The organism is Paracidovorax avenae ATCC 19860, assembly GCF_000176855.2.
Lineage (GTDB): Bacteria > Pseudomonadota > Gammaproteobacteria > Burkholderiales > Burkholderiaceae_C > Paracidovorax > Paracidovorax avenae.
Genome location: NC_015138.1, coordinates 3,704,141 through 3,716,958, shown reverse-complemented (window position 1 = coordinate 3,716,958; position 12,818 = coordinate 3,704,141). Strand labels below are relative to the sequence as shown.

Genomic DNA, 12,818 nt, shown 5'->3' with positions numbered 1-12,818 from the left:
CGCTTCAGGGGCGTGCGGCAGCACGCTGCTCCGCGGGCGGTATGCGCAGTTGCTGCCGGTACTTGGTCACGGTGCGGCGCGCGATGCGGATGCCCTGGCGCTCGAGTTGCCGTGCGATGTCCACGTCGGAAAGCGGCCGCAGGCCATCGTCCGCCGCGAGGATTTCCTGCACGAGCCCGCGGATGGCGGTGGGCGAACTGTCCCGGCCTGCTGGCGTGGTCATGGCGCGGGAGAAGAAGTACTTCAGCTCGAACAGGCCGAACGGCGTCTGCAGGTACTTGTTGTTCGTCACCCGCGATACGGTGGAGACATGCACGCCCAGTTCTTCCGCGATGTCCTTGAGCGCCAGCGGCCGCATGCCGATGGGGCCGTATTCCAGGAAGTGGGGCTGCCGGCGCAGGATGGCCCTGGCGACGTCGAGCACGGTGGAAAAGCGCTGCTGCACATGGCGGACTGTCCAGCGCGCCTCGGCCAGCTGTGCGGCCAGATCGCGGTGCGCGCTGCGCGATCCTGTGTCTTCAGAGGCGGGCGTGGGCCCGTCCGGCGCATCGGCCGGCGACTGCAGCAATTGCTGGTACTGGCGGTGGACGCGCACGCGCGGCATGACGGCCTCGTTCAGCGAGACGGTCCACTGGCCACGGGCCTTGTGCGCGATGACATCGGGCACGATGTACTGCACCGGCTGGGATCCGTGCCGCCATCCCGGGTGCGGGTCGAGGTGTCGCAGCCGCTCCATCGCCTCCCGTACGGCATGCGCGGGTACATCCAGCCGTGCCGCCAGCTGCCGCATGGCCTGCGGCCCGGAGCCTTCCGCCGCCCTGGCCAATACCGCATCGCACAGCGCACGCTGCAGCGGGCAGGCGACCGCGGGCAACTGCAGGCGCAGGCATTCCTGCAGATCGCGCGCGCCCACGCCTGCGGGTTCCAGGGACTGCACGGCGCGCAGCGCAGCGTCCAGTTCCTCGGCCGTGGCCTGCGGCTCCACGCCGTAGTCGCCGCAGAGGGACTCCAGAGGGGTGGCGAGGTAGCCGTCTTCGGACAACTCCTCGACGACCAGGCTTGCCAGGAGGAATGCACGGTCGGGCAGCCGCAAGAGGCGCAGTTGCGCGTGCAGGTGTTCGTGCAGCGTGGCGGTGGCCGGTTCGCGTTCCAGCATGGACAGGCCATCGCCGCTGCCGCCCTGGTGCGACCGGGAGCCCGGTGCAGCGGTCCAGGCAGGCCCGTCTTCCGGGCCCGGGGCAGCAGGCGCCGCCGGTTCGTCTTCCTCCAGGAACGGGTTCTCGTCCACGGCGGCCATCACGCTCTGGATGAACTCCGCCGTCGGCATCTGCAGCAATTGCACGGCCTTCTGCAGGCGGGGCGAAAGGTGCGGGGACTGGGTCTGTCGGGCTCCAAGAGCAAGTGTCGGCATCGGACGAAGGGTTCCTCGGGCAGGCCAGCCAAACGTGGCCTTCGAACGCTTCGTGCAAACACCATGCCGCCCTTGTCCGACAGTGTACGTATGGATACCTTTGCAACAATCAGGCGGCCTGCAAAGCGAAGTCCTGTAACAGCGGATGGCGGGCAGGGAGTGCGGATTGCCATGCGGTTCCGCAGGCGCGCCGAACGCGCCGTCCTGGCTCCGGATGCTGTTGCCGGACGGTATTAATTGCGGAAACTATTGCATGGCCCAACACACCGAATCGTCGATTCCGCCCTCCGATCCCGACGAGGATAAGGATGTCCGGGAGGCGCAGGGGAACTCCGGGCGTACGCAGGGGCTGCCCGGGTGGTCCGAGCGTGCCTGGCCTTCGGCGTCGCTGCGGACGTACCTGGTGGCCATGATCCTGGCCGCGACGCTGCCCATCGCCCTGCTGCTGACGTACAAGGTTTCGGCGGAACTCGCGCAGACCCGCAGCCGCCTGCAGTCCGTGCTGGGCCATAGCGCTGCCGGACTGGCGCAGACCGTGGCACTGGACACGGCGTCCACGGTGGATGCGCTGCTGGCGCTGGGACGCACGGATGCGCTGCGGTCCGGCCAGCCCTCCGCGCTCGAGCGCTGGCTGCGCCAGCGGCCGCCCGTGAAGCCCCAGTGGCACAGCGTGTTCTTCGCGGGGGCGGACGGACGCATCGTGTTCGACACCGCCCGGCCTGAAGGCGATGCTGCGCAGGACGCCGCCATCGAAGCGCTGGCGCGCCGGGCGTCGTCGGAACGCCGCGCGGCGCTGTCGGAGGCCGTGGACATGGGCTCCGCCGGGGCCGAAGTGGCGCTGGCCGTGCCGGTGCGCCTCGCGGGCGTGGAAGGCTATGTGCTTGGCGCCCGCATGGACGCGCGTGCGTGGCAGCGGATGCTGTCCACGGCCACGCCGCCGGAAGGGGGCTTCATCGCGTTGGTGGACTCCCGCCAGAACGTGGTGGCCGCGGCCGGCCATCTGGCGCGTGGCCGGCAGCTCCTGCCCACGGGCGTGGAGCGCGTGCAGGCCCGTATGGGCGAGGAGGGCATCGCCGAGCCCGCGGTGGCGGCCTGGCGGCCGGTAGCGCATTACGGCTGGCAGGTAAGCGTGGGCGTGCCGGCGGCGCCCATCGAGGCGGCCGAGCGCCGCACCGTGCTGTCCGCGATCGCCACCATGGGGGCCTGCCTGGTGCTGGGCGTGGCGCTGGCCTTCCTGCTGGCGTGGCGCATCGCCCAGCCGCTGCAGATGCTCGCGCGGGCGCAGCGCCTGCCGCCTTCGCTGCGCATACCCGTGCGGGAGATCGCCCTGCTGCGCGACGCGCTGTGGACGGCGCAGCGGCGCGATGCCACCACGCGGCAGCGGCTGCAGGCCAAGGCCGCGGAATTCGAGGCCCTGTTCGAGAACACGCCCATCGGGCTGGCGTTCGCCGACGGGGCGCACTGCGGCCATGTAGTCCTCAATCCCGTGATGCGGGGCCTGCTGGGCGTGGCGGACGAAGAGGACGGCCGGGAAACGCCAGCCCGGATCTTCCGCGGCGGAAAGGAACTCGCACCCGAAGAGCAGCCCCTGATGCTGGCCTGCCGCCTGGCGCAGCCCGTCGGCCCGATGGAGCTGGAGATCCGCGTGCCGGGGCGGGCACCCATGTCGGTCGTGGCCAGCGCCGTGCCGCTGCTCGACGAGCAGGGAAGGCCGCGCGGTGCCCTCAGCGCGGTGACGGACATCACCGAACTGCTGCAGGTGATGGCCCTCTGGCTCGCCGCGGACCGCAAGCGGCAGGAAAAGCAGAGCCTGATCGACCTGGCCTGCGAAGCGGGCTACGTGGGGTTTTTCGAATACCGCTTCCGGCCGTCGGAACTGGTGTGGACGGCGGGCCAGGAGGGGCTGTTCGGGCGCGACCCGGCGGCTTTGGCGGCGGGCGGCGGGGGGCCGCGCGGGCTGAGGGCCTGGAGCGCGCTCGTGCATGCGGACGACCGTGCCCGGCTGCGTCGTTCGCTGGCCCGGTCGCTGCGTACGCGAAGCCCCCGGGCCCAGCTGGAATACCGCATCGCCGCTGCGCCCGACGACGCGCCCCGCTGGCTGTCCAGCCGGCTGTTGCTGCGCTACGGCGTCCGTGGCCGCCCCGAGCAGGTCGTGGGCATCACGGTGGATGTCACCGAGCAGAAGAATGCGGAGCGGCGGCGTGCGCTGCAGTCCGAGCAGGAGCAGGCGGCGCGGCGGCAGGCCGAGGCCGCCAGCCGGGCCAAGGACGAGTTCCTGACCATGCTGAGCCATGAGCTGCGCAACCCGCTGGCAGCCATCGCGGCGGCATCCGATGTGCTATCCACCGGGGCGGGCGGGCCGGAGACGACCCACCAGGCCCTGGGCATCATCCAGCGCCAGACCCAGCACCTGGCGAGCATGATGCGCGACCTGCTGGACGTCAGCCGCGTGCTGCGCGGCAGCGCCGTGCTCGCGCGCCGGCCCACCGACCTGGCCGAGCGGGTGCGCAGCGTGCGCGAGTCGCTGTCCGTCGGTGGCACGATGCGGCGCCACACCTGGACGTTCGACCTGCAGCCGGCCTGGATCAACGGTGATGCCACGCGCATCGAGCAGGTGATCGTGAACCTGCTGCAGAACGCCATCAAGTACACGCCCGAGGGCCGCAGCATCGACGTGAGCGTGTCGTGCCCGGGGGACGAGGCCGTGCTGCGCGTGGCGGACGGGGGCGACGGCATCGACGAGGACCTGCTGCCGCACATCTTCGACCTGTTCCGCCAGGGAGAGCGGATGCTGGACCGGCAGGACGGCGGCCTGGGCGTGGGCCTGACGCTGGTGCAGCACCTGGTGGAGCAGCACGGCGGCGTGATCGACGTCGCCACCTCGGAGGACGGGACGGTGTTCACGGTGCGCTGGCCGCGGGTGGCGCCCGGCAGCGCCGCCGCGCCCGCGGATGCCGTGGCGATGCGCCCGCACGGTCCTGCGCGGCGCATCGTGCTGGTGGAGGACAATGCGGACATGCTGCGCTCCGTGAGCGCCTACCTGCGCGGCAGGGGGCACACGGTGCACGCGGCCGAGGACGGGCTCGACGGGCTGGTCCTGATCATCGCGGAGCGGCCGGACGTGGCCATCGTCGATATCGGGCTGCCGGGGGTGGACGGGTACGAGATCGCGCTGCGCGCGCGCGCTGCAGGGTATGCCGGGCGGATGGTGGCCGTGTCGGGCTACGGCCAGGCGCAGGACATTTCCAAGGCGCGGAAAGCCGGGTTTGATGAATACCTGATCAAACCGATCACGATGGAACAATTACAAAACGCAATGGACCGCACGCCTTGACGGGTGCAGAGTCCACATGCATCTGTGTTGGCGCGGTGTGCGGATGGCTGCACCGCGGCAATGCATCCTGGAGGAATCATGGGTTTGGCTCTGATCGTGGACGATGACGCCGATGCGGCGGACATGCTGGCGGCGCTGTGCAGCGCCGAGGGCTACCACGCCGCCACGGCGCACACGCTGGAGGCCGCGCGCAAGAAGATGGTGCTGCAGCCGCCGGACGTGGTGCTGCTCGACCTGCACCTGCCGGACGGCAACGGCCTGTCGTTCATGAACGAGCAATCGCTGCGTTCGAATACGCAGGTGGTGCTGGTCACGGGGCATGCCACGCTGGAGACGTCGATCCAGGCGCTGCGCCTCGGCGCGGCCGACTACCTCGTGAAGCCCGTGAGCCTGCCGCAGTTGCGCGGGGTGCTGTCGCGGGTGATGCCTCCCGCGGCGATCGCCGCGGAGATCGAATCCTGGCGCAAGACGGTGGACGATACCGGCCGGTTCGGCCACCTGGTGGGGCGTTCGGCCTGCATGCGGCGGGTGTACGAGCAGATCGCGCGCGTGGCCGGCACCTCGGTGACGGTGTTCGTGACCGGCGACAGCGGGACCGGCAAGGAGCTCGTGGCGCGGACGGTGCACGACCTCAGCCGGCGGCGTTCGCAGCCCTTCCTGGCCATCAACTGCGGGGCGATATCGCCCCAGCTGATGGAAAGCGAGATATTCGGCCACGAGAAGGGCAGCTTCACGGGTGCGGAGCGCCAGCACCAGGGGTTCTTCGAGCGCGCACACGGCGGCACGCTGTTCCTGGACGAAGTCACCGAAATGCCCCTGGAACTGCAGGTCAAGCTGCTCCGGGTGCTGGAAACCGGCACCTTCATGCGCGTGGGCTCCACCGTGGAGCGGGCCACCGACGTGCGCATCGTGGCCGCGACCAACCGCGATCCCCTGTCCGCCGTGGCGGGCGGGGCCTTGCGCGAGGACCTGTTCTACCGGCTGAACGTATTCCCTATCGAGCTGCCGCCGCTGCGCGAGCGTGCCGAGGACATCGGGCTGCTGAGCAGCCATTTCCTGGCGGCTATCGGGCAACAGGAAGGCCGCTCCAAACGGCTGGAGCCCCAGGCCCTGGAGCGCCTGGAGCGCTATCGCTGGCCGGGCAACGTGCGCGAGCTGCGCAACGTGATGCAGCGCGCCTATGTAATGGCCGAGGGCGATGCGATCACGGCACAGTGGCTCCCGACCAATGGCGCCGAAGCCGATGCCGCGCCCGCTCCCGAGGGCCGGGCGGCGCGCGTGTCCGGGGAAGACAACGGCGCCGAATCCGCGGGCCAGTTGCGCGTGGACGTGGGCACCTCGATCGCGGACGTGGAGCAGCAGCTCATCCTGCGTACCCTGCGGCATTTCGACAACCACAAGGAGCGCGCCGCGGCGGCCCTCGGCGTGAGCCTGAAGACCCTCTACAACAAGCTCAAGGCCTACGAGAGCACGGCCGCGGACGCCTCCTCCACGCGCTGAACGTTCAGGCGCTGCCGCCTTTGCCGCGTCAGGCACGCCGCTTGCCCTGTGTTCCGTGCCTGGCTGCCCCGCCAGGCGCGCCCCTCTTGAGCCCGCCACCAAGGCGGGCTCTTTTTTTGCCGGCTCCATGGCTGCACCGTCGGGCACGCCGTTTGCCCTGAGTCATTGCGTAGGCCCGGCCACTGCGGCGCCGGACTGCAATTCCATCCATTTCCTATTTTTGTTGAGAGGAGCGGTACATGGCCAATGACCCAACGAACGAACGCGATACGGGCAAGCAAGCACAGGCGGAAGAGGCGCTGAAGCAGGGAGCCCGCCGTGCCGGTCCGGCCCGGCGGGGGTTCGCGGGCATGGACCCGGCCCGCCAGCGCGAGATCGCGTCCCTGGGCGGGCGCGCGGCCCACGCCAGCGGCAACGCCCACCAATTCACGTCGGAAGAAGCCCGCGAGGCTGGCCGCAAGAGCCATCGCAAGTCCGCGGCTTCCAGCGGCGGCGGCGCGAGCGCCGGCGCGGCATCGTCCTGACCGGCGGTGCAGGTGCCGGTACCGGCCGCACCAACACCCGCTGACGGAATGAAAAAGCCCGCCTTCCGGCGGGCTTTTTTTCGCGCGAACCTCACCAAGGGGCAGATTTTTTCAAGCGCAGGCGCTGGGGATTTCTTGCAGTAAAAACGCCTTTCCCAGGTTGCGGGCCGCTGCGGGACCGGCGAGGCAGGGGTGTTGATCGTGCCGGCATGCGGAAACCGCGATTCGATCCGCGCCGGCCTGCGAGCCCCTGAGTCGTTCGGGCCGCAGGGCCACTGCACGGCCGGAAATCAGTGTTGCCGCATCATCTCTTTCTGAGAAAGGAGCACTGCCTTGAGGTCTTCCATCACGGCATCGACGCTGTGACCCATCTGCGCATGGACGATGGCGCCATCGACGGCCAGGGACAACGCGCTTCCCGCCATGTTCGCGCCGCCAGCGAACAGGTTCTCCAGGACGCAGGCCATCTCCTGCTTGTGACGGCGGACGGTCGCCAGGATCTCCGGGTCGGCCGAACCCAGTTCGGCCGCTGCATTGAGGAATGCGCAGCCCCGGAAGTCCGGCTGGCTGAACCAGTTTCCGAGGGTCGTGACGAGGGCGCCCAATGCTGACGCGCCGGCATCCGAGGCCTCCTTCAAGCTGTTTCTGAACCAGACCATCCATTTTTCATGGCGGTAATCCAGGTACGCCCGGACCAGGTCGTCCTTGCTTGCGTACTGCCGGTAGAAAGTCACTTTGCTGACCGAGGACCGCTCGATGATTTTGTCCACTCCGGTGGCTCGGATGCCTTCCCCGTAGAAGAGCGCATGGGCCGCCACCAGGATGCGCTCGCGGGGAGGGAGCGACTCCGGAACACGTTGAGGGGTTGTCATGCCTCCATTGTAGACAGATCGTTCCACCTGCTTTACGATGAGCTATGTAGACAGATCGTTCTACATTATTTGAAAGGTCTCATCATGGAAACTCGTCCGCCCCTTCCACCGTTCTCGCTGGAAAGCGCTACCCGGAAAGTCCGCCTGGCCGAAGACGGCTGGAACACGCGCGACGCGGCCAAGGTTGCACTGGCATACACGCCGGACACGCAATGGCGCAATCGAGCCGAGTTCGCCGATGGCCGGGCGCAAGCCCAGGCCTTCCTCGAGAGAAAATGGAAGAAGGAGCTCGATTACCGGCTGATCAAAGAGCTCTGGCTGTACGGAGACCATCGCATCGCAGTCCGGTACGCCTACGAGTGGCACGATGATGCCGGCCACTGGTTCCGGTCCTATGGCAATGAGAACTGGGAATTCGCTGCCGACGGACTCATGCAACGGCGTTTTGCCTGCATCAATGACATGCCTATCCAGGAGTCGGAGCGCAAGTTTCACTGGCCCCTGGGTCGCCGGCCCGATGATCATCCCGGACTGTCGGACCTTGGCCTGTGAACGAGACGCTGGCCTGTGGCCTGTGATGGAGGCGGCAGGCCATCCGAACTCGGTGCGCGTGCGCCCGCGAAGTGAAAAAGGAAACAGGGAATGAAAAAAGCCGGTGCTATCTTTTGATAGCACCGGCTTTGGTAGCCTTGCGGCTGTGTGGTGGTGGGTCCTGAGTGACTCGAACACTCGACCTACGGATTAAGAGTCCGCTGCTCTACCAACTGAGCTAAGAACCCACAGTAACCTTTGAAACTGTGTCTGCAGCGCTGCAGAGCCTCGAATTATGCACTACTTTTTTGCCGGTCTGCAAGAAGCCGCACAAAAAAGTTTTCAGCACCTCACATCAGCAGGTGTTCGCCGGCGTTGTCGCCGCCCAGGATCACGTAGTTGACCTTGCGCACGTCCATCAGCTTCGTGCCGCCGGAGTAGCTGATCGAACTCTGCACGTCCTGTTCCATCTCCACCAGCGTGTCCGCCAGCTTGCCCTTGATGGGCTCGAGGATGCGCTTGCCTTCCACGTGCTTGTACTCGCCCTTGTTGAAGTCGCTGGCGGAGCCGTAGTATTCCTTGAACTGCTCGCCATCCACTTCCACGGTCTTGCCGGGCGATTCCTCGTGGCCGGCGAAGAGCGAGCCGATCATGACCATGGTGGCGCCGAAGCGGATGCTCTTGGCGATGTCACCGTGGCTGCGGATGCCGCCGTCGGCGATGATGGGCTTGGTGGCCACGCGGGCGCACCACTTGAGCGCGGAGAGCTGCCAGCCGCCGGTGCCGAAGCCGGTCTTGAGCTTGGTGATGCACACCTTGCCCGGACCCACGCCCACCTTGGTCGCGTCCGCGCCCCAGTTCTCCAGGTCGATGATGGCCTCCGGCGTGGCCACGTTGCCGGCGATGATGAAGGCCTGCGGCAGGTGCTGCTTGAGGTAGGCGATCATGGCCTTCACCGTGTCGGCATGGCCGTGGGCGATGTCGATGGTGATGTATTCGGGGCAGAGGCCTTCCGCCACGAGCCGGTCCACCGTGTCGTAGTCGGGCTGCTTCACGCCCAGCGAGATGGAGGCGAAGCAGCCGGCACCATGCATGTCGCGCACGAACTGCACGTTGTCGAGGTCGAAGCGGTGCATGACGTAGAAGTAGCCGTTGCTGGCGAGCCAGCGGCAGATCTTCTCGTCCACCACCGTCTTCATGTTCGCCGGCACCACCGGCAGGCGGAAGCTGCGCTGCCCGAGGGTGATGCTGGCGTCGCACTCGGATCGGCTCTCCACGCGGCATTTGCGCGGCAGCAGCAGGACGTTGTCGTAGTCGAAGATTTCCATGAGATTTCCAAGCTCCTGTGAAAGGTCGCGGGGGACCTTTTTCCCCCGCGATGGGGCGCTTGGCTTGGAGGCCGGTCGTGCGGGCGGGCCGTGGAGGCCTCTGCCGAACCCTGCTGTGCGCAGGCACAAAAAAACCGGACGTCAAGAAACTTGGGCCCGGTGACTGATTCTACCCCTGCCGCCCGCAGGCCGGGCGCACCAGGCAGGTTGGCGGACGGAGCGCAGGGTTACTGCGGTCTGCCGGCATCGCGGGCGGGGCAGTGGGCGCGTGCCGCCGCGACCACCGTGCCGCCTGCATCCTGCAGCCAGCCCACGGCGCCGAGCCGCTCCGGGTCGGCACCGTCGGGGATGCGCATGGGCCGCAGCTCCGACCATCCGCCACGCGGCGCTGCCGTGCCGGCCTCCCAGGTGCCCTGCAGTGCATTGCGCACGATGTGCCGTTCGGCGGCGTTGCCCTCCGCTCCGGCGGCCACGGTTTCGACCAGCAGCAGCGTGAAGGCATAGCGGGTGCCGGCGCGGACATGCGGGGCTGCGGCCTTGCCCCCGGGGCGCGCCAGGGCGATGGTGGCGCCGACATAGCCGTTGACGGGTGGGCCCAGGGCCACGCGAAGCCGGCCCGGCAGCGGGGCGGTGGGGGCGACGTCGGTGATGGCGGTGTCGGTGGCCGCGGGCGGGTCGCGGCGCAGCGCCTGCAGGCGCTCCAGCGCATCGCGCGTTGCGGCGGCAGACAGGGGGGCGTCGTCACCCTGGCGGCCTGGCACGATCCAGTCCAGCACGAGGGCCTGGCCGCCGGGTTCCCTGGCCGGCGCATCGGCCCAGCAGGTGGCGCAGTCGGCACCGAGGAAGCGCTCGTAGAGCGCGCTCGGCGCGGCCTTGCCATCGCTGCTGCACGCGGTCCACTGGGCCGCTGCGGATGAGGGGGCCGTGGCCATCCAGGCCGGGGCGAGGCAGAGGAGCAGGGCAGGGAGGGTGGTGCGCATCGGCGGGTCCTGGGGCTGTGCGGTGGGGTGCCGCGCATGTTCCCACAAGACGCGCCGCGGCGCAGGACCGCTGCGCCGTGCCTGCCGCTCTTATTCCGGCTTGATGTTGGCCTTGCGCACCACCTCGCCGTAGGACGCGAGGCGGTCGGACATCATCTTCTCGAAGGCGGCGGGCGACATCTCTTCGGGCGGAATCACGCCGCGGGTCTTGAGGTTCTCGATCATGGCGGGCTCCGTCGCCGCCTTGCGGATGGCCTTGTGCAGCGTGGCGACGACGGCGGCAGGCGTGCCGGCCGGCGCGGCGATGCCGGTCCACGAGGGCTGGTTGAGGTCGGGGAAGCCCAGTTCCTTGAACGTGGGCACGTCGGGCAGCTGGGCCACGCGCGTGTCCGACGCCACGGCCAGTGCGCGCAGCTTGCCGGCCTGGATGTGCTGCAGGAACACCACGAGGTTGTCGAGTGCGAACTGCACCTCGCCCGCCAGGATGGCCGTGACGTAGGGAGAGCCGCCGCGGTAGGGGATGTGCACGCCCTTGGCGTTCACGGCCAGCAGGAACGCCTCGGCGTTGATCTGGCCCATGCTGCCGGCGCCGGCCGTGGCGAAGTTGACCTGGCCGGGGTTGGCCTTCAGGTAGGCCACGAACTCGGCGAAGTTCTTCGCGGGCACGCTGGGGTGGGCGACCAGCACGTTGGGCTGGCGGCCCAGGATGGCGATGTTCTCGAAATCCTTGATCGGGTCGTAACCCAGCTTGGGCTGCACCAGCGGGTTGGCCAGGTGGCTGCTCTGCGACGAGGCCACGAGGGTGTAGCCGTCGGCCGGGGCCCGGGCCACGAACTGCGTGCCGATGGAGCCGCCCGCGCCGGGCTTGTTGTCCACCACGATCGGCACGCCCAGGATGCGGCCCAGCGATTCGGTGTACTGGCGCGCCATGACGTCCACGGAGCCGCCGGGCGGGAAGGGCACGACCAGCGTGATGGGGCGGCTGGGGTATTTGTCTCCGGCAGCGAAGGCGGGCAGGGCGGCGGCGCCGGCGAGGCCCAGGCCGGTGGCGAGGATCTGGCGGCGGGTGGCGGGGGTGCGTTCGAAGGACATAGGTCTCGGAAAGGTCAGGAAAAAAAAGGATGCAAGCCGGTTCAGCCCAGTGCCAGCAGCGTGAGCGCGAGCGCCTGGGCGCGGGGCACGAAGGTGGTGAGGTCGCAGAATTCGCGCTCGCTGTGCGCGTAGCCGCCCACGGGGCCCAGCGCGCAGAGGGAGGGGATGCCCATGTTCGACGTGATGCCGCTGTCGGCCGCGCCGCCCGTGGCCTCGCCCTCGACCTTGAAGCCGACCTGTTCGGCGCAGCGCTGGTAGGTCTGCAGCAGGTCGTCTGGCGTGCGGGCCATGGGCAGGGTGCCGGTCTTCGCGACGATGCGGCCGCTGGTGCGGGGCAGGGATTCTTCCTCGATGACGGCCTGGATGCGCGCGAGCACGCCTTCCAGGTCGTTGCCGGCTGTGTAGCGCAGGTCCACGTGTGCCGAGGCCAGCGGAGCCACTACGTTGGAGGCCATGCCGCCCTGGATGAAGCCCACGTTCACCGTGATGCCGGGCTCGCAGCCGTTCAGGGCGTGCAGCGCCAGGATCTTGCGGGCCAGCGCGTCGATGGCGCTGGCGCCCTGGGCGGGGTTGATGCCGGCGTGCGCGGCCACGCCCTGCACCTCGAAATCGATGCGGTAGGAACCCTTGCGCTCGTTGACCACGTTGCCGCTGATGCGGCCGGGTTCGGCATTGAGCACGGCACGGGCGCCTTGCACGTGTTCGCGGATGACCGTGCGGCAGGCGGGCGATCCCACTTCTTCGTCGGCGGTGAACAACAGGTGCACCGGGGTGGCGTTCCCGCCGAAGCGGGCCAGCGCCTCGGCCACGAAGACGTTCATCACCAGGCCCGACTTCATGTCGGCGACTCCGGGGCCGAAGGCCTTGCCGCCTTCCACGCGCCAGGGGCGCTGCGCCGCCGTGCCCAGCGGGAAGACCGTGTCCATGTGCCCCATGAGCTGGTAGTGGCCGGATGCGGCGGCGTTGCTGCCCGGCACCCTGGCCAGGATGCACTCGCCCCAGCCTGGCTCGGGCAGGGTCTGCACGGGGATGCCGGCGGCCTCCAGGCGGCCGCGCAAGACCGCGGCAACCCGGCGCACACCCTCTTCATGGCCGCTGCCGCTGTCGATGTTCACGACCTGCGCCAGCAGGTGGGCCATGGCCTGTTCCTGCGAGGCGAGCCAGTCGAGCAGGGGCTGGGCGGAGGCGGGGACGGCAGGCGCGGAGGAGATGGCGGTCATGGTCGGGCAGTGTTGCGTCAACGGGG

The 12,818-nt window shown here is 68.9% G+C and carries 10 protein-coding genes and 1 tRNA gene; 4 read left to right on the top strand and 7 right to left on the bottom strand.

Annotation, left to right across the window (positions count from 1 at the left end):
• Window positions 1–4 precede the first annotated feature (4 nt).
• Window positions 5–1,411, bottom strand: a complete 1,407-nt coding sequence (gene rpoN / locus ACAV_RS16165) for an RNA polymerase factor sigma-54 (RefSeq protein ID WP_013595651.1) — start codon at window positions 1,409–1,411, stop codon at window positions 5–7.
• A 253-nt stretch (window positions 1,412–1,664) separates the two neighbouring features.
• On the opposite strand from rpoN, the gene ACAV_RS16160 reads away from it, so the two are divergent.
• From ACAV_RS16160 to ACAV_RS16150, 3 genes are all read left to right on the top strand, one after another.
• Window positions 1,665–4,745, top strand: a complete 3,081-nt coding sequence (locus ACAV_RS16160) for a hybrid sensor histidine kinase/response regulator (protein ID WP_013595650.1) — start codon at window positions 1,665–1,667, stop codon at window positions 4,743–4,745.
• A gap of 78 nt (window positions 4,746–4,823) precedes the next feature.
• Window positions 4,824–6,245, top strand: a complete 1,422-nt coding sequence (locus tag ACAV_RS16155) for a sigma-54-dependent transcriptional regulator (RefSeq protein WP_013595649.1) — start codon at window positions 4,824–4,826, stop codon at window positions 6,243–6,245.
• Window positions 6,246–6,484: 239 nt separating this feature from the next.
• A complete protein-coding gene (locus ACAV_RS16150; protein WP_013595648.1) occupies window positions 6,485–6,769 on the top strand; it encodes a KGG domain-containing protein in 285 nt (94 codons plus the stop codon).
• A gap of 290 nt (window positions 6,770–7,059) precedes the next feature.
• Here ACAV_RS16150 and ACAV_RS16145 read toward each other — a convergent pair whose 3' ends face one another.
• The gene (locus ACAV_RS16145; protein ID WP_013595647.1) at window positions 7,060–7,641 is read right to left on the bottom strand and encodes a TetR/AcrR family transcriptional regulator; all 582 of its coding nucleotides are present in this window, start codon (window positions 7,639–7,641) and stop codon (window positions 7,060–7,062) included.
• Between the two features lie 84 nt (window positions 7,642–7,725).
• Here ACAV_RS16145 and ACAV_RS16140 point away from each other — a divergent pair, with 84 nt between their 5' ends.
• The gene (locus tag ACAV_RS16140; protein ID WP_013595646.1) at window positions 7,726–8,193 is read left to right on the top strand and encodes a nuclear transport factor 2 family protein; all 468 of its coding nucleotides are present in this window, start codon (window positions 7,726–7,728) and stop codon (window positions 8,191–8,193) included.
• 151 nt (window positions 8,194–8,344) lie between these two features.
• On the opposite strand, the gene ACAV_RS16135 is transcribed toward ACAV_RS16140, so the two are convergent.
• The 5 genes from ACAV_RS16135 to ACAV_RS16115 form a co-directional block, all read right to left on the bottom strand.
• A tRNA-Lys gene (locus ACAV_RS16135) sits at window positions 8,345–8,420 on the bottom strand.
• Between the two features lie 102 nt (window positions 8,421–8,522).
• Entirely contained in the window at window positions 8,523–9,500 is a 978-nt protein-coding gene (locus ACAV_RS16130) for a GMP reductase (protein ID WP_013595645.1), read from the bottom strand.
• 227 nt (window positions 9,501–9,727) lie between these two features.
• Complete coding sequence (locus ACAV_RS16125; RefSeq protein ID WP_013595644.1) at window positions 9,728–10,480, bottom strand: hypothetical protein; 753 nt, start codon at window positions 10,478–10,480, stop codon at window positions 9,728–9,730.
• 90 nt (window positions 10,481–10,570) lie between these two features.
• Window positions 10,571–11,572 (bottom strand): tripartite tricarboxylate transporter substrate binding protein BugE, encoded by a 1,002-nt coding sequence (locus ACAV_RS16120; RefSeq protein WP_013595643.1) that lies wholly within the window; start codon window positions 11,570–11,572, stop codon window positions 10,571–10,573.
• Window positions 11,573–11,613: 41 nt separating this feature from the next.
• Window positions 11,614–12,792, bottom strand: coding sequence for a M20 family metallopeptidase (locus ACAV_RS16115; RefSeq protein WP_013595642.1), 1,179 nt, complete (start codon window positions 12,790–12,792; stop codon window positions 11,614–11,616).
• Window positions 12,793–12,818 lie beyond the last annotated feature (26 nt).

Excerpts from the sequence above, each read along its gene's own strand:
- rpoN (WP_013595651.1), bottom strand. The coding sequence starts at position 1,411 with ATGCCGACACTTGCTCTTGGAGCCCGACAGACCCAGTCCCCGCACCTT.
- ACAV_RS16125 (WP_013595644.1), bottom strand. The coding sequence starts at position 10,480 with ATGCGCACCACCCTCCCTGCCCTGCTCCTCTGCCTCGCCCCGGCCTGG.
- ACAV_RS16140 (WP_013595646.1), top strand. The coding sequence starts at position 7,726 with ATGGAAACTCGTCCGCCCCTTCCACCGTTCTCGCTGGAAAGCGCTACC.
- ACAV_RS16150 (WP_013595648.1), top strand. The coding sequence starts at position 6,485 with ATGGCCAATGACCCAACGAACGAACGCGATACGGGCAAGCAAGCACAG.
- ACAV_RS16115 (WP_013595642.1), bottom strand. The coding sequence starts at position 12,792 with ATGACCGCCATCTCCTCCGCGCCTGCCGTCCCCGCCTCCGCCCAGCCC.
- ACAV_RS16145 (WP_013595647.1), bottom strand. The coding sequence starts at position 7,641 with ATGACAACCCCTCAACGTGTTCCGGAGTCGCTCCCTCCCCGCGAGCGC.
- ACAV_RS16155 (WP_013595649.1), top strand. The coding sequence starts at position 4,824 with ATGGGTTTGGCTCTGATCGTGGACGATGACGCCGATGCGGCGGACATG.
- ACAV_RS16160 (WP_013595650.1), top strand. The coding sequence starts at position 1,665 with ATGGCCCAACACACCGAATCGTCGATTCCGCCCTCCGATCCCGACGAG.
- ACAV_RS16130 (WP_013595645.1), bottom strand. The coding sequence starts at position 9,500 with ATGGAAATCTTCGACTACGACAACGTCCTGCTGCTGCCGCGCAAATGC.
- ACAV_RS16120 (WP_013595643.1), bottom strand. The coding sequence starts at position 11,572 with ATGTCCTTCGAACGCACCCCCGCCACCCGCCGCCAGATCCTCGCCACC.